This window comes from Erwinia sp. STN24 (genome assembly GCF_041320675.1).
GTDB classification, from domain to species: Bacteria; Pseudomonadota; Gammaproteobacteria; order Enterobacterales; family Enterobacteriaceae; genus Erwinia; species Erwinia aeris.
This window is the reverse complement of the sequence record NZ_JBGGPM010000001.1, coordinates 848,445-865,071: the sequence shown is the minus strand read 5'-3', so window position 1 is coordinate 865,071 and position 16,627 is coordinate 848,445. Positions and strand designations below refer to the sequence as shown.

Here is a 16,627-nt window from a genome sequence, read left to right as displayed (position 1 = left end):
TTGCGCTGGACAACACCGCAAAGGCATCTGGTAAGGTATGCATAAAATAGCGAAAAATCTGGAAGCCCCCATGCTGTCAACCATCATCTATCGTAGCCATATTTCCGATGACGTCGCGTATAAGACGTTGGGGAAACTGGCCGAACAAGCCAATCAGGTCAACGAATCACACAGTGTGACGGGCATTTTATTGTTCAACGGCACCCACTTTTTCCAGGTGCTGGAGGGCCCGGAGGACGCTGTGACCGCTATCTATGAGGAGATCTGCAACGATCCCCGGCACCATAATCTGGTAGAACTGATGCGCGATTACGCGCCCGCCAGACGTTTTGGCAATGTCGGCATGGAACTGTTCGACCTGCGTGAATACGACCCGGAAAACGTGCTGCAGGCCGTGCTCGATAAAGGCACCTCTAAGTATCAGCTGACTTACGACGATCGCGCATTGCAGTTCCTGCGCGTGTTTGTCGACGCCACCGAACGGGAAAACTATTTTGAGATCCCGCCGGGCGACTCCTGGGAGTTCGTTGTCGATCGCGAGGAAGCGCTGCCCCGCGAGGCCGTTCCCTCGGCCACGGCCGACTACAGCTTCGCTTTTCAGCCGATTATCGATCCGCTTTCCCGCCAGATCGTGTCGCTTGAGGCCGTTATGCGCCCAACGTCGGGCATGTCGGCGGCCGATTATCTCGCCGGGCTGCCGCGCAGTGAAAGGTATAGCGTCGATCTTAAATCCAAACAGCACGTTTTTGCGATGGCGAAGCAGCTGGGCATTAATGGCCTGACGCTGTCGATCAACCTGCTGCCGATGTCGCTGGCGATTGTGCCTGATGCGGTCGATTTCCTGCTGGAGGCGATCCATGCTAACGGGCTGGTGCCTGAGCAAATCGTTGTTGAGGTCACGGAGAACGGCACGGTATTCCGCGCGGACGAATTCGAGGCGGCGATTAAAAAACTCAAGGCTTCCGGTATCAGCCTGGCGATTGATGGCTTTGGCGCCGGTTCTGCCGGGCTGGTGCTGCTGACCCAGTTTCAGCCTGACAAAATCAAAATCGATCGCAACATCATTGCCGACGTGCATAAAAGCGGCCCGAAACAGGCTATCGTGCAGGCGATTTTGAAATTTTGCTCCTCTTTGCAGATCGCCGTGATTGCCGAAGGCGTTAACAAGCCCGAAGAGTGGATGTGGTTGGAGTCGGCAGGCATTTGCAACTTCCAGGGCGCGCTGTTCGCGCCGTCCACGCTGAACGCTTTCCCTGTCGTGGCCTGGCCGGAAAAACTCGAAAACGATTAACCTTCGGCCTGCGAACCGGCAGCCCATGCCGCCGGTTCGTTCACCCTCAGGCAAATTTTTTTGCGCCCGCCACGCAGCCCAGCGCGGCCAAAGCGCATGCCAGCATTACGCCGCTGATGCTTTCGTGCAGAAACAGTGCCGCAAAACCAAAGCCGATAAAAGGTTGCAGCAGCTGCAGCTGCCCTATCGCCGCCGTGCCGCCCTTCGCCAGGCCGTGATACCAAAAAATAAAGCCGATCAGCATGCTGAACAGCGAGACGTAGCCTAATCCCATCCATGCGGAAAACGTCACCGCCTGGAACGAAGCTGGCCAGGTCAGCGCAGCAATGGGCAGCGCTACCGGAAGAGCCAGTGCTAACGCCCAGGCAATAGTTTGCCAACCGCCCAGTCCGCGCGCCACACGAGCGCCTTCCGCATAGCCCGCGCCGCAGACGATCACGGCCGCTATGGTCAGTAAATCCTGCCATGAAGCATGACTTTCTTTAGCGGCCAGCGCGTAGCTCGCCACAACAGCGCCGCCAGCCAGCGAAAATAGCCAGAAAGCGGGCTGCGGCCTGCGCTCGCCGCGAACCACGCCAAAGGCGGCAGTACAGAGCGGCAACAGCCCAAGGTACATAAGCGAATGAGCGGCGGAAACGTCCTGCAGCGCAAAAGCCGTCAGCAGCGGAAAACCTATCACTACGCCCATAGCAACCACCATAAGCGAAAACAGATCCGCACGCTGCGGCATTCGTTGACGACCGAGCGCCAGCAGCAGCAGTGCCGCCACCGCCGCAAGGCTGGCGCGCGCAGAAGTTAAAAACAGCGGCGTGAAGTCCGCCACCGCCAGCCGCGTTGCCGGTAGCGATCCGGCAAAAATCACCACACCCGCCAGCCCGCTAAGCCAGCCGTTCGCTTTATTTTTCATGCTTTCTCCCGTTGGACTTCGCTCAGTTAAGCATTGGCAGGATCGCTTACGCCAGATACAATCCAGTACAATTAATCTGAACTGTGCTGGCTGTGAATGCAGTACAGGCGTGAGGAACGCCATGCCGCGTAGCCAGACACGTATCGCTTCGGTAATGGAGCAGGTGCGCAAACAGATAGCCGCCCGCGCTTATCTTCCCGGCGCGCGCTTGCCCTCCGTGCGCCAGCAGGCGCGCCTTTCTGGCGTGTCGGTTTCTACCGTAGTGGAAGCTTATGAACGGCTGGCCGCTGAAAACCTCATTGCGGCCCGGCCCGGCGCCGGTTTTTTTGTATCAGGCCCGGCGGCTCCGCTTGATTTAACGCAGCTGACGGCCGATAAAGAGCGCGATATCGATCCTTTATGGATATCGCGCCAGGCGCTGGAGGCGGATCCACAGCTGCTTAAGCCCGGCTGCGGCTGGCTGCCACCCTCATGGCTGTACGAAGAAGGCGTACGCAAAGCGATGCGCATGGCGGCACGAGCGCAGAGCGCGCTACTGACCGACTACGCCTCGCCCTATGGGCACGCAGAGCTACGCCAGTTTTTAGGCCGCAAGCTGGCGAAAACGGGGATTACCGCGACGGCAGATCAGATCATGCTGACCGAATCAGGCACCCAGGCCGTAGATTTGATCTGCCGTTTTTTACTCCAGCCGGGAGACTGCGTGCTGGTTGACGATCCCTGCTATTTCAATTTTCACGCGCTGCTTCGCGCTCACCCGGTAAAGATCGTCGGCGTGCCGTTCACGCCGCAGGGGCCAGATCTGACGGCGTTTGCCCAAATCCTGCAAAACCACGCTCCCCGGCTTTATATCACTAATGCAGGTATCCATAATCCTACTGGCGTATCGCTTACGCCAGTGGTTGCCCATCAGATGCTTAAGCTTGCGGAAGCGGCCGGGCTGATTATTGTGGAAGATGATATCTTTGCCGATTTTGAAACCCATCCCGCGCCAAGACTGGCGGCGTATGACGGTTTACATAACGTTATTCAAATCGGCAGCTTTTCCAAAACGGTTTCGGCGGCGGTGCGCTGCGGCTATATTGTCGCCCGGCGAGACTGGACGGACAGCCTTGTCGATTTGAAAATTGCTACCAGCTTCGGCGGCGGTCAGCTTGCCTCAATGCTGCTGCACAGCGCGCTGACAGGCAGCGGCTATCGACGCCATATGGAATCGGTACGGTTACGGCTGGCGGTAGCGATGCAAACCACGCTGGAAAAGCTGGCGGCGCTGGATATCCTGCCCTGGCATACGCCACAGGCCGGTATGTTCCTCTGGTGCCGTCTACCTGAAGGTGCCGATGCCGCACGGGCGTCACGCGCCTGCTTAAAAGAAGGCGTCGTGCTGGCGCCCGGTAACGCGTTCAGTCAATCCGGTTCGGCAGCGGATTTTTTGCGCTTTAATGTCTCACAGTGTAATGATCCTGCCATCTTCTCCGCGCTGAAACGTGCGCTTAAGCAGGGTTGATTGACTTTCCTTCGCGGCGCAACTTTTCCTTTTAACGCTATGAATAACCAGGATACTTTGTTTCTGTTGAGCAATCATGCTTTACACCGTCTGATGACGGCCGCGGATCGGCTATAAGGAACGCTTTCGTGATGCAATTTTCCAGCGGTTTTTTTCTCAGCCTGTCGCTCTGCCTGGATATCGGCATCGCCAATATCGCTATGATCACGCTGGCCATGCAGCGCGGCTATTTTCATGGCTTCTGGCTTGGGATCGGCACCTGTGTGGGCGACCTGGCGTACGCGCTGCTGGCGCTGGCCGGTATGACGGTGCTGTTACAGTTTGCCGCGGTGCGCTGGGTACTGTGGATTGGCGGCGGCGCGATGCTGCTGTGGTTCGCGCTGAAAATGGCGCTGGCCGCGTTTCGTCGTCAGGGTGAACTGCGTACTGACGAGCCGCAGCAGGCCAGGCCGCTACGCAACGAGTTTGGCCGCGGCGTGCTGCTGGCTATGTCCTCCCCCACGGCAATCCTGTGGTTCGCAACCGTCGGCGGCGCGCTGATTTCTCGTATGGGGCAGCACAGCACAACGGATTCGGGCTGGTTTCTGAGCGGTTTTTTCCTGGCGGGCGTCTTCTGGACCTGCGTTTTATGTCTGGTAGGCAGCTTCGGCGGCAGGCTGCTGGGTGCTCGTCTGCTGAAATATTCCTATATGGCCTCTGCCATAATCTTCAGCTATTTCGCGGTTTACGTGATTATTTCGGGCTATCGCGAGTTTATTATTGTCTGAACAGTACAACGCCGCCGGTAAGCTGCCGGCGGCGGAGCTGGAAGCAGGAAAGTTAGTGCTTAATTTGCCGAAGATCGTCCTCTGACAGTCCGGTCACTTCCATCACGGCTGCGCGATCGAATCCTTTTTCCAGCATGGTGCGGGCGATTTTCAGGCTGGCTTCGCGCTCGCCGTCCTGATGTCCCAGACTGCGGCCTTGTTCAAGTCCCTGTTCGAGTCCCACCTGTAATCCCTGTTCCCTGCCCATCTCTTCAAGTCTTTTTGCTATGGTCATCAGTTCATCCTTATGCTGCGGCAGTGCCTGTGCCAGTTCGTGGAGAAATCCTTTTACATCGGGCGTCTCTCCTGCCTGAATCATATAGTTTATCAGTGCGGCCTGCTGTTGTCCGCTCAGTTCGTCGCTCTGCATCAGCTGGGTTATTTCATTAAACAAATCATGCAGGTCGCGAATGCGAATATGTTTTTGCAGCAGCGTCAGCAGCGCCACCCGGCGGTGCTTTAAAATTTCATCATCCGGGATAACGGTAATATCCACCAGCGGAAAACGGCCGCCGTAGAGTTTTGCTGCCAGCCTGGGTTCACTAAAGAGATCCAGCCAGCTCATGCTGTAAGGATAAGGCGAGCGGCCGCCCTGGTAAAACAGCACCGGTATTACCAGCGGCAACATTTTATGACCGGCGTCCATATGCCGCTGCATGGCCGCAATAGCGTAGCGAAGCAGACGAAAAGGCATCATTCTGTCCGGCGAGCTTTGATGTTCGATTAATATATAGGCGTAGCCGTCGCCACGGGTGGTTTTAAGTGAGTAAAGGATATCGCTGTAGCAGGCTCGCAGATCGTCTTCAACAAAACTGCCCGACTCCAGCCTGAGCGTGTCCAGATCGCAGATTTCACGCAGTTCCTCAGGCAGATGCAGCTCCAGAAAATCCTGAGCGTGGAGCGTGTTGGACAGAAACGTTTTAAAGATTGCGTCGTGCGGTGTAGGCGTACTGTTTTGCATTGGGGCCATCCTGTGCCGTTATGATGAAAATTCAGGCAAATGCTGGCACAGGATAAAAACAAAATAAAGATATTTTTATTATAATTTTCAATACGTTACGATAACGCGTTACGGATTTCAGCGCTGAATTAGCGGTTAACCTTAGCGGGATGCCTGGCCGCACCCTTCAGGATGCGGCTTCAGATATTATTTTAAGGCATTTTTAAAGAATGAGGTCAGCTTAGCAAATGGGATAAGATCGGTACGGTCATACAGATCGACATGGCCCGCGCCCGGTACAATATATAATTCTTTCGGTTTTCCGGCACGCTGGTAGGCATCTTCGCTAAATTCTTTGGAATGCGCTTTATCGCCGGTAATAAACAGCATCGGACGTGGCGAAATGGTGTCAATATCATTGAACGGATAGAAGTTCATAAACTTTCCGATACTGCTCAGCATCGGTTTTGTCGTCAGCGCTTCTTTCTCGCCCTGCGGCGTATAACCACCGCGTGATGTGCGGTAGAAATCGAAGAATTCCCGTTGGATAGCAGATGTTGTATCGTCAAGCTTGTTCACCGTACCTGGAATATAGACCGTTTCTCCGCCTTTAAATTCAGCAAGACGCTGTTCCGCTGCCGTTTTGATAAATGCCTGGCGCTGTTCAGGCGTTACGGAATGCTGCAATCCATTACGGAAAGCGGCCCCCATGTCATACATGCTGACCGTCGCGATGGCCTTCATACGCGGGTCTATTTTGGCCGCGCTGATAACAAAGCTGCCGCTGCCGCAAATCCCCAGCACGCCAATTTTTTCTGCATCAATATAGGGTTGCGTACTCAAATAATCGACGGCGGCGCTAAAATCATCCGAATAGATTTCCGGAGAAATCAGATGGCCGGGTTTCCCCTCGCTTTCGCCCCAAAAAGAGAGGTCTATCGCCAGCGTGACGAATCCCTGCTCCGCCAGTTTTTGGGCGTAAAGAGTTGAGCCTTGTTCTTTTACCGCGCCCATAGGATGACCAATAACGATAGCCGGATTTTTACTTGCCTGCTTCATCCTTTTCGGCATAAATAAATTACCGACCACGTTCATTTGATACTGATTTTTAAAAATCACCTTTTGACGGGTAACCTTATCGCTTTTATAAAAGTTATCTGCGCCGTCAGACATATCGGCTCCGGTTGCAGCAAACGAGCTGATTGCCAGCCCTAATAACAAGGTTAATATTCTCACTGGAGAGTCCTCAATAGCTTTTATTAATATTTACATGAAGCAAGCCGCTATCGCCAAAACGCTTTATAGTCATCAGGATTAAAAACGACTCGCGGGAATAGCACAGAAAAACGCGGCGTTGATTCATTCTCAATGCTGGCCTGAGGAAATTTTACAGGTGGCGCACAGCATTACTAGCTAATGAATGCTTAATAGGTTTATAACTACAGCTTATCAATGATTGAGATCTGCACCTGATGAAACGCAACCTGAACGACCTACTCTATTTTGTTACCGTCGCGCGTGAAAAGAGCTTTACCCGCGCCGCCGCGAGACTGGGCGTGACTCAGCCTGCTCTCAGCCAGGCGATTTCCGCACTTGAGGAGCGTATGCAAATTCGCCTGCTTACGCGTACGACCCGTAGCGTCTCGCCAACGGTGGCCGGCGAGCGTTTACTGCTGACCATAGGTAACCGTATCGATGAAATCGAAGCCGAACTGGATATGCTTACCGAGATGCGCGATAAGCCAGCAGGCACGGTTCGCATTACCTGCGGTCCCAACGTTTTGCACAGTACGCTACTGCCAAAGCTGACGCCGCTGCTGCGCCAGTATCCTGACATCACCCTCGAATTTGATGCCAATCACGGATTTCGTGACATTGTCACAGATCGGTTCGATGCGGGCGTGCGGCTTGGCGATACCATAGATAAAGATATGATCGCGGTACCCATCGGCCCTGAGCTACGCATGGCCGCAGTGGCAACGCCGGAGTATTTTACACGTTACCCTCTTCCCGAAACGCCTCATGATCTCACGCAGCACGCCTGCATTAACCAGCGTATGGTTCGCTCTGGCGGGCTATACGTCTGGGACTTCGATCAGGACGGCGGCGATTTGAACGTACGCGTCAGCGGCCAGCTTATTTTCAATACTTCTGAACACATTGTTGCCGCAGCGCTGGCAGGACTTGGCATCGCTTTTTTACCCGAAGAAGAGTTCGGCAATCATATTGAAGAGGGACGGTTGATCCGTGTGCTGGAGCAGTGGTGCAGGCCTTTTCCCGGCTACTACCTCTATTATCCCAGCCGGAAACAGCCTTCACCCGCCTTCTCTCTGGTAGTCGATGCACTTCGGGTAAGCCGAAAGCGTAGACCTGCCAGCGGGTCGCCTCAGGGTTAGCGCAGCCCCTTCCCCGGCAGCGTCAGCCCTTCTCCGCCCTGGCACATGTAATGGAATGCAAATAACTTCCTGCGGATCGCCTTTAAATGTGAACGAAGATTTCTCCACGCCTGATTAGCAGCAATAGCTAAATACAACGTGGCGGAAAGGCGTTGTATAGCTCCTGAGGTTTACTTTTTATTAACAATAAATCCAAATGCGTAACACTGTGCGCCACGGGCGACCTTAATGAGGAGTGAAGTTATGAAAGCGTTAGTTCAGGATGTGCTCTCTATTTTTTCAGCGAAATCGATCGAGCCGGTGCTGGTTCGCTCAGGCCTGTCTCAGCGGGAAAAAGCCTCGATCGCGCCTTTCGGCGTAACGGAAGTCAGCTGGGCAACCTCGCTGGAAGCTCTCCACGACGCGCTGGTGCAAAAGGCGCTGGCCGCAGGCGCGGTCGGTTACCATATTACCCATGTGGAATCCCATAAGCCGGGCCAGGAGACGCAGTCGGTGCTGGCTGCCACCGCCACGCTGTATAACATCAGCGACAGACAGATCGTTGATAACGCGGCGCTTTAAACGGATCGTGCCGAGGTCTGCATTTTCTGAATAGCGAGTGTGCTTTACCGGAATCCAACTATGGCAATCTCCTGAAGGCTGGTAGGCTTTCTGGCCAGCCTGACGGGGCGGCTGTTATCTCAGCCGGCGCGGCGCATTTTTAGCCGCTAAATAAGCGGCGCCGCAGCCTGGCGCGCCAGGGGCAACGCCATAAATGAAGTCCCGTCCTACAGAGTCGCTGGCTAACCGGGAGAGCATTATGACGCAACTTGTAAATTATCTGCACCAGGTACGCCACCATCTGCATCGATTCCCTGAACTTTCGGGTCAGGAAGTCGCCACCACGGCTTATCTGCGCGAGCAGCTGGCTAACCACGATATTACCGTGCTGGATCTGCCGCTGGCGACAGGCCTGGTTGCGGAAATTCGCGGCGATCGGCCAGGCCCGCTGGTGGTGGTACGCGGCGATATCGATGCTTTGCCGATTGAGGAACAGACCGACCTGGCTTTCCGCTCGCAAACGCCGGGCGTGATGCATGCCTGCGGCCATGATTTCCACGCTTCGGCAGTGCTGGGCGCGGCGATCCTGCTGCAGCAACAGTGCGACCAGCTGGCAGGAAGCGTGCGTATTCTGTTTCAGCCCGCCGAGGAAACCGGCCAGGGCGCGCCAGCCGTACTGGCGAGCGGCGCGCTGGATAAAGCCAGCGTCATTTTCGGCCTGCACAACGACCCAGGCCTGCCGGTCGGCGTGGTGGGTTGCAAAGCGGGCGCGCTGACCGCAGGCGTTGACCGTTTCGCCATCCGCATTACCGGCACGGGCAGCCACGCCGCGCGCCCGCATGAAGGCAACGATCCGATCGTGATTGCCGGCCAGCTGATTACCGCTCTGCAAACGCTGATCGCCCGCAATCTCCCCTCCGAGCAAAACGCCGTGGTTTCCGTAACGCAGATCCACAGCGGCACGACCTGGAACGTGATCCCGGCAGAGGCATGGCTGGAGGGCACGGTGCGCACCTTTAACGCCGAAAGCCGCGCCCTGCTCGAACGCCGCTTGCGCCAGCTGCTTAGCGGCCTGGCCGTCTCGTTTAATGCAGAACTCAGCCTGGACTGGCAGCCGGGGCCGCCTTCGGTTAGCAACGACGCGCGCTGGGCGGCTTTCGCGCTTGAACAGGCCAGCGCCAGCGGGCTGGAAGCGCGTACCGTTGCGGCCAGCCCGATAGGCGAAGATTTTGCTTTCTATCAGCAGCGGATCCCTGGCGCCTTTGTGATGGTCGGCTCCGGCGGCCCCTGGCCACTGCATCATCCTGAATTTCGCGTTGATGATAACGCCCTCTTTCCGGCGGCTCGTTATCTGGCCAGGCTGGCGTTTACGGCCGGCAAAACGCTGGCGGCAGAAGCGGGAGTGACAGCCTGAGAATTCAGCTCAGCCTGTCAAACAAAGAGGATGGCCGATGCTTAGCTTTTTCTTTCTGAAGCAGCCTGGTGGATCACCATTTTTCCTGCCTGGCGAGCTAACGCAATGTTTTCGGCCTGTTGTAACACCTGCTGTAGATCCTCTTCATCTATATCAAGGAACTCCCCTTTCATTAACGCTTCGTGCAGATCCTGCCGTGAAATGGCCACATCCATCTGTACGGGTTTTGGCAAGGTTTCAGCGGCAGAAAGCGTATGCGGGTAACGACGACCGATCAGATTATTGAAAAGGATGGCCACAAACGTCAGCGAGACTGAATTAAGCAGCACCGGGACAAAAGCGAAATGGTAGCCACTCATTCCTGCCGCGTGGCTGCCCATCACTGCAGTCAACGCTATTGCGCCGCCCGGGGGATGAAGACAGCGCAGCTTAAACATCAGCACCACGGACAGGCCAGCAGCGAGTGCAGCCCCAATCACGGGCTGTTCAATATAGTGCGCGACGGTCAGGCCGGTTAATGCTGATACAAAATTACCACCTATTACTGACCATGGCTGAGCCAGCGGGCTGTTAGATGCAGCAAACAGCAGAACGGCGGAGGCACCCATTGGCGCAATAAACCAGACGTTAACTTCGCCCAGCGTCCAGTGGCTGAACAGGCTGGCGAACAGCAAACCGGTGAAAGCCCCCAGGCTGGAAAGGATTATCTGGCGGGGTGCCACTACCACCGGGCGCGGCCAGAATCTTTTTATAAAATGCTTTATTTGAGAAATAGTTATCATGCAGGCGATATCTTATCTGATAAAAACGGCGCGCGAATAGTCTCTGAATTTACGGCGAAACACAATGCCCGATCTTTTGCCAATCCTCTGGCGTTCAGGGCCCTTGCTGGCCGCAGCGTAGGCGTCGCTGGGATCGACACTGGTCCCAAAACGATAACGATGTAATCAGAATTTGGCCTTATACTCCCAGCCTGGCCGGTTATTGATTAGCCTGATTGATAAAATTCCCTTTTTCCTTGGTTATTGTACGCATCTGCTATGCCTGACTTAGCGTGCCCTAAGGCCTGCCGGATGTACCCACAAAAAATAGAAAAATTACCCAGCCGGAGTCGCGGTGTTAAAAATGAATTTTATTGCCGGTAATGTTAAAACCACGGTAATTCTGGCATTTCCCAGAGCAAAAGCGCCTGCCTCAGATTTTAAATCAAACGGCATCTCTTTTTTTTCAATTGCCCGAGAAAAAAAGGAAAAGACACCTGTGATTCAATTGTTATATCGATAAGGCGTGATTTTTTCATTAAAGAAATTAAAAGTGACACACACCCCCTGTCAGGGCTATGATTTAAAGTAGATCTATTTTTTTTGCGGCAATATACTTCTAAGTCGTTATATTTTCCCCGCTTTATTTTAATGCTTAATTTGCACCAGAGTCAGGCTGGCGCTGAGGCCCCAATGATTATAAACAGTGACAGCAATAACGGCCCTCGTCTCCGTGCATTACAGGCTCTCCTTAGCGCTGATGAAAGCAGGGATGAGGTGCTCAGGAAATTTGTTCAGCTTTCCAGCCAGACGCTGGGCATTCCGGGTAGCTTTATCTCCGTACTGGATGATGATACTCAGTACGTTCGCGCTTCCCACAATTTTTCCCTGTCACACTCTTCTCGCGAAGAGTCGCTGTGTCGTCACGTGGTAGACAGCGATAATCCGGTTGTGGTGCCTGATACCCTGCTCGATATTCGGTTTGCCACTCATTCTCTGGTCATCGGGGCGCCGTATATCCGCTTTTACGCTGGCGTGCCGCTAAAAAATAGCGAAGGGATTGTGGTAGGCACGCTGTGCGTAACCGACACGAAGCCCCATCCTTTTAGCGCCAGCCAAATTACCACGCTCAGAATGCTGGCTGCCCTGGTGATCTCTTTCCTTGAAGCATTAAATTCCGCCAGTTTTACCGATCCGGTTACCGCTCTGCCTAATCGTCAGCGCCTTATCCAGGATCTGCAAAACCTGACCGCAGCAGAGAATCAGACGTCGCGTCGGTTAATCATTATTGACTGTATTGATATGCCTCGCGCCTGCGAACTTGCACGCTCAATGGGCATGGGGCCGGTAGAAAATCTGCTTAAAGATGTGGCGACGCTGCTGCCACTCCGTCTGAGGCTGGCAGCAGGTGACAGGCTTTATACGGTTGCCACCGGCCGTATTGCCCTGTTGACACGTCAGGGCAGCCACCTCAGCGCTGAGCGGGTCGTCGAAAAGCTGGAGGGAATTAGCGTCGATCTGGGCGACGGTCTTGCTATCGCGCTAACAATTTTTACGGGCGAGACGGACTTTATTCCAGGGGAGGTCGCTGCCCAGGAGATACTCCGCCGCGCAGTCAGCGCGCTGCATGAAGCTATCGCACGCGGTTTGTCATCGCTCCATTTTGTTGAGGTGGTCAATGAACGGCATACGCAGGATCCTGCGCTGATCAGCGATCTGGCTTCTGCGCTGCGGGAAGGCCAGGGGCTATGGCTGGCCTGGCAGCCCAGAATTTGTCTGCACAGCGGTAAGCCTGTCGGGCTGGAGGCGCTTATCCGCTGGCGCCACCCCACTCGGGGCGAGCTCTCTCCTGCTTTTTTTGTCCCACAGGCTGAACAGGGGCAGTTATTATCCGTCCTGACGAACTGGATGACAGATCGCGTGATTAGCCGGCTGGCAAGACTGAAAAACAGCCATATTCAGTTACCGATAATCATTAATGTCAGCGCACGCGACTTCTCGCATAAAGGCTTTGCTACCATGCTGGAAAATAAAATGCTGAAAGAGAAACTGCCTAATGCCCTGCTCGGGATTGAATGCCTCGAAACCGAACGTATGCTTGAGAACCCGGCGGCACTGAGTGGGATGGAAATGTTAAAACTCAGGGGGTTTGGTATTTCACTGGATGATTTTGTCACAGGCTACCGCAATATCAGCTATCTGCGACGTATGCCACGTGATGCAATAAAAATCGATCGATCTTTGATCCGAAATATTTCCTCGGATACCTCTTCACGGATCATTTCCCGCAGTATTGTAACCATGCTGAAGGAGCTGGATTACACCGTACTGGTGGAGAATGGGGAGGCGGATACGGCGTTAACAGAATATGGCAGTAACCAGGAACAGGACTATTTTTATGCCAGGCCGTTGCCAGAGGCAGAGCTGGATCAGTGGCTGGAATGGCGGCTACGCGATCTGGGTAAGTCGTCTTAACCGGTAAAAGCGGATGAAAAAATGAAAGTATTTAAAGGCAATAAAAAAACGTTGCCGGTGCGTTTCTGCAAATATTGTAATAAGCCAATGACATGGCGTAAAAAATGGGAGAAGTGCTGGGACGAGGTGCAATATTGTTCTGAACGCTGCCGCCAACACGCGAAGCGCCCCCTCTCCCGCAAAGATGAACATTCCTGAACTCAGCTCAGCGGCTGCGAACGCGCTGACCGACTTCGTATCACCCGCTGGTTTTTTCCGTTTTCGCCCGATCGTTTAACACGCCGTTTTGCCTGGTGTATTTCGACAGTACCAGGCCGCGTTTGTCGCATGCTCTGTGCACTTATGCCCGAATTGTTCAAAACGGCCTTATCCCTCACCGTCCTTCCGGCCCTTCTCCTTCAGATTATTCCTAAGAAAAACCGTCTTTTACCGCCGCTTAATGTGATTTGCATCACACTTTTAGCATCAGATAGTGAGACGGGTGATTTGTACCACCAAAAATGTTGAATGATAATGATTGTTATTTATAATCGCATTCAAACAAAAGCTGTTAACAGTAATTTAACCTATGGGTTGCACGCGGGATATTGTCTTTACAACGAGTAAGCATGACTCCCTGTTTTTTAAGGTGTTTCTCCTTTTTGCATCTCTTGATTTTTATTGGAATTTTCGAGCTGGTAATCCTGCCTGGTTAACGTAGGCAGAGTCTTTGCGTCTTAAAGTACAGGAACTAAATATGGTCTTACGCTCATTCGCTCAATCAGTCCCCTCTTCTGCTGTCGGTGATGTTAGCAGCCCTGAAAAATACATTTTCAATAACCAGCAGCTGCCTGCCTGGAATCAGCAAACCCAGGACGTGCTGGCGCTAATGTCCAGAACACTGGAGGCCGTTGAGAAGCCATTTAGCGGCATCCTTCCCCATGAGCTGGCCACAGCGTTCAGCGAGGTCGATTTGGATCGCCCGCTGGGCAGTAACGAAGAGGCGCTGGCAGAGCTTAGCCAGCTCTACCTCCGTGACGCTGTCTGGTTCCATCATCCTAAATACCTGGCGCATCTCAACTGTCCGCTGGTCATGCCTTCTCTTATGGCTGAGCAGATCATGGCCGCCGTAAACAGCTCGGTAGATACCTGGGATCAAAGCGCAGGCGGCACGCTGATTGAGCAAAAAGTTATTGACTGGACCCTGGGCCGTATTGGCCTGCCTGCTGAATCGGATGGGATTTTTACCAGCGGCGGCACCCAGTCTAATTTGATGGCCATGCTTCTGGCACGAGACAGCTGGTGTGAAGCCCATCATCCCGGCCACCTTATTAAACAGCGGGGGCTGCCTGAAGATGCTGCTAAGTGGCGAGTATTCACTTCAAAACTCAGCCATTTCAGCATTCAAAAGTCGATGGCGATCCTTGGATTGGGTTATGACGCCGTTATCCCCGTTGATTACGATGCACATTACCGCATGGACGCGAAACAGCTTGAACAGGAGATCCTGCGCTGCCATGAACAGGGATTAATCCCGATCGCCGTTGTTGCCACCAGCGGCACCACCGATTTTGGCAGTATCGATCCGCTTCAGCAGATAGCGGGCCTTTGCCAACATCACGGCTTATGGATGCATGTTGACGCTGCCTATGGCTGCGGCCTGCTGGTATCAGAAAATCATCGCCACCGCCTGAACGGTATTGAACAGGCCGACTCGGTGACCGTCGACTATCACAAATCGTTCTTTCAAAGCGTCAGCTGCGGCGCTTTCTTCGTGCGTAACCGCAAACATCTGAAGCACGTTACCCACCATGCTGACTACCTTAATCCGTTAAGCGCCCAGCAGGAAGGCACGCCAAACCTGGTCAATAAAAGCATTCAGACTACGCGTCGTTTCGATGCCCTGAAGATGTGGCTGACGCTGCGCATCATGGGGCCGCGCATGCTGGGCGAAGCTTTCGACAGCATTATCAACCTGACGCAAATCGCCCATCAGCTGCTGAACCAACATCCCGCTATCGAGGTGCTCCATGCGCCCGAGTTGACCACGCAGATTTTCCGCTACGTTCCCGAGTCAGCGATGAGCGAGGCACAAATTGATGACATTAATGTAGCGATTCGTAAGGCGCTGTTCCGTTCCGGAAATGCCGTCGTTGCCGGTACCAAAGTAGAAGGACGTCAGTATCTGAAATTTACCCTGTTAAATCCCACCACCACCCCTGCTGACCTCGAAGACGTGGTCAGCCTGATTGCGTATTACGGGCGGGAGCAGATGCGGCTTTCTCTATTGACCCCGGCAAACCAGTGAGAGCGTTAAAATGAATAAGACTGTTTACGATTTTATCGGTATTGGTATTGGCCCTTTCAACCTGGGGCTGGCCTGTCTTAGTGAACCGGTTGAAGGCCTGAACGGCTTCTTCCTCGATCGGAATCCGGGATTTGACTGGCACACCGGCATGATGCTGGAAAACGCGCATTTGCAAACGCCCTTTATGGCCGATCTGGTGACCCTGGCCGATCCTACCAGCCCTTACAGTTTGCTTAACTACATGAAGGAAAAAGGAAAGATATACTCATTCTATATTCGGGAAGACTTCTTCCTGATGCGCAAAGAGTATAATCAGTACTGCCAGTGGGCCTGTTCGCGACTCAGCAATCTGCGCTGGAATACGCATGTTGATTATGTCAGCTACGACGAAGAAACGGGCGCCTACCGTATTTCCGCCACCGATACCCGCAGCGGCACACGGCATGAATGGTTCGCGCGCCGTCTGATCCTTGGCACGGGCCCTACCGCCTGGTTACCCGAATGTAGTATTCCGCACCGCCAGCGCCTTACGCATTCCAGCGAATATCTGCTGAACAAAGCAGAGCTGCAGAAAAAACGTTCGATAACCGTGTTGGGCAGCGGACAGAGCGCCGCAGAAATTTATTACGATCTGCTCACTGAAATCGATCGCTTTGGTTACCAGCTCAACTGGATCACCCGCGCGCCGCGTTTTTATCCGCTGGAATATACCAAACTGACGCTGGAGATGACCTCGCCTGAATGGGTGGACTATTTCCATGATTTGCCGCCGGGCAAGCGCGACGAACTGAATGCCCGCCATAAGAACCTCTATAAAGGTATCAACAGCAGTCTTATCAACGACATTTACGATCTGCTGTACATCAAGCAGCTTGACGGCGAACTGGACGTGAATCTGTTTACCCACTCGGCGCTGACGGATATGCGCTGGCTGCCGCAGGGAGAATTCGAACTATCGCTGCATCAGCAGGAGCAGGATTGCACATTTACCCGGCGCACCGAAGGGTTGGTTGTGGCTACCGGCTATCAGTATCGTCCGCCGGCGTTTCTTGAAGGCGTGACTCAGCGTCTGCGCTGGGATGAAAAGGGTCGTTATGATGTTCAGCGCAACTACAGTATCGATAAGCATAACCAGATCTTTGTGCAGAACGCCGAGCTTCATACCCATGGGTTCGTAACGCCCGATCTGGGTATGGCCTGCTATCGCAACTCGGTTTTGCTGCGTGAGCTGACCGGGCGAGAAGTCTATCCGATCGAACGGCAAATTGCCTTCCAGACCTTTCCTGCACAAACGGAGCGATAA

Annotated in this window: 15 protein-coding genes; 11 read left to right on the top strand and 4 right to left on the bottom strand. The window is 53.9% G+C overall.

Going from position 1 to position 16,627, the window contains the following annotated elements:
• Positions 1 to 70 precede the first annotated feature (70 nt).
• Complete coding sequence (locus tag ACA373_RS04095; protein WP_253454130.1) at positions 71 to 1,291, top strand: diguanylate phosphodiesterase; 1,221 nt, start codon at positions 71 to 73, stop codon at positions 1,289 to 1,291.
• Positions 1,292 to 1,337: 46 nt separating this feature from the next.
• Here ACA373_RS04095 and ACA373_RS04090 read toward each other — a convergent pair whose 3' ends face one another.
• Positions 1,338 to 2,198: a DMT family transporter gene (locus ACA373_RS04090; RefSeq protein ID WP_253454132.1), complete on the bottom strand. Its 861-nt coding sequence runs from the start codon at positions 2,196 to 2,198 to the stop codon at positions 1,338 to 1,340.
• A 121-nt stretch (positions 2,199 to 2,319) separates the two neighbouring features.
• Between ACA373_RS04090 and ACA373_RS04085 the strand changes: the two genes are divergently transcribed.
• Both ACA373_RS04085 and ACA373_RS04080 read left to right on the top strand, forming a co-directional pair.
• Entirely contained in the window at positions 2,320 to 3,705 is a 1,386-nt protein-coding gene (locus ACA373_RS04085) for a PLP-dependent aminotransferase family protein (RefSeq protein WP_253454134.1), read from the top strand.
• A 128-nt stretch (positions 3,706 to 3,833) separates the two neighbouring features.
• Positions 3,834 to 4,472 carry a LysE family transporter gene (locus ACA373_RS04080; RefSeq protein WP_253454136.1) on the top strand — a complete coding sequence of 213 codons (639 nt, stop codon included), beginning with the start codon at positions 3,834 to 3,836 and terminating at the stop codon, positions 4,470 to 4,472.
• A gap of 52 nt (positions 4,473 to 4,524) precedes the next feature.
• On the opposite strand, the gene ACA373_RS04075 is transcribed toward ACA373_RS04080, so the two are convergent.
• Positions 4,525 to 5,472: an Rpn family recombination-promoting nuclease/putative transposase gene (locus tag ACA373_RS04075; RefSeq protein ID WP_253454138.1), complete on the bottom strand. Its 948-nt coding sequence runs from the start codon at positions 5,470 to 5,472 to the stop codon at positions 4,525 to 4,527.
• Between the two features lie 186 nt (positions 5,473 to 5,658).
• Positions 5,659 to 6,624 (bottom strand): alpha/beta hydrolase, encoded by a 966-nt coding sequence (locus ACA373_RS04070; protein ID WP_370734047.1) that lies wholly within the window; start codon positions 6,622 to 6,624, stop codon positions 5,659 to 5,661.
• 299 nt (positions 6,625 to 6,923) lie between these two features.
• Between ACA373_RS04070 and ACA373_RS04065 the strand changes: the two genes are divergently transcribed.
• The 3 genes from ACA373_RS04065 (at position 6,924) to ACA373_RS04055 (ending at position 9,801) form a co-directional block, all read left to right on the top strand.
• Positions 6,924 to 7,847, top strand: coding sequence for a LysR family transcriptional regulator (locus tag ACA373_RS04065; protein ID WP_253454142.1), 924 nt, complete (start codon positions 6,924 to 6,926; stop codon positions 7,845 to 7,847).
• Between the two features lie 243 nt (positions 7,848 to 8,090).
• Entirely contained in the window at positions 8,091 to 8,408 is a 318-nt protein-coding gene (locus ACA373_RS04060) for a DUF1471 domain-containing protein (RefSeq protein ID WP_370734046.1), read from the top strand.
• Between the two features lie 238 nt (positions 8,409 to 8,646).
• The gene (locus tag ACA373_RS04055) at positions 8,647 to 9,801 is read left to right on the top strand and encodes an amidohydrolase (protein ID WP_253454146.1); all 1,155 of its coding nucleotides are present in this window, start codon (positions 8,647 to 8,649) and stop codon (positions 9,799 to 9,801) included.
• 41 nt (positions 9,802 to 9,842) lie between these two features.
• Here the strand turns inward: ACA373_RS04055 and ACA373_RS04050 are convergent, their stop codons facing one another.
• Positions 9,843 to 10,583 (bottom strand): HPP family protein, encoded by a 741-nt coding sequence (locus tag ACA373_RS04050; protein WP_253454148.1) that lies wholly within the window; start codon positions 10,581 to 10,583, stop codon positions 9,843 to 9,845.
• 334 nt (positions 10,584 to 10,917) lie between these two features.
• Between ACA373_RS04050 and ACA373_RS04045 the strand changes: the two genes are divergently transcribed.
• The 5 genes from ACA373_RS04045 to ACA373_RS04025 all read left to right on the top strand — a co-directional run bounded on the left by ACA373_RS04045 (position 10,918) and on the right by ACA373_RS04025 (position 16,627).
• Positions 10,918 to 11,085: a hypothetical protein gene (locus ACA373_RS04045; protein ID WP_301250817.1), complete on the top strand. Its 168-nt coding sequence runs from the start codon at positions 10,918 to 10,920 to the stop codon at positions 11,083 to 11,085.
• A 170-nt stretch (positions 11,086 to 11,255) separates the two neighbouring features.
• Positions 11,256 to 13,037, top strand: a complete 1,782-nt coding sequence (locus ACA373_RS04040; protein ID WP_301250818.1) for an EAL domain-containing protein — start codon at positions 11,256 to 11,258, stop codon at positions 13,035 to 13,037.
• A 21-nt stretch (positions 13,038 to 13,058) separates the two neighbouring features.
• Complete coding sequence (locus ACA373_RS04035) at positions 13,059 to 13,235, top strand: DUF2256 domain-containing protein (RefSeq protein WP_253454153.1); 177 nt, start codon at positions 13,059 to 13,061, stop codon at positions 13,233 to 13,235.
• Between the two features lie 538 nt (positions 13,236 to 13,773).
• Positions 13,774 to 15,324, top strand: coding sequence for an aspartate aminotransferase family protein (locus ACA373_RS04030; protein WP_301250819.1), 1,551 nt, complete (start codon positions 13,774 to 13,776; stop codon positions 15,322 to 15,324).
• Positions 15,325 to 15,334: 10 nt separating this feature from the next.
• Positions 15,335 to 16,627, top strand: coding sequence for a lysine N(6)-hydroxylase/L-ornithine N(5)-oxygenase family protein (locus tag ACA373_RS04025; protein WP_253454157.1), 1,293 nt, complete (start codon positions 15,335 to 15,337; stop codon positions 16,625 to 16,627).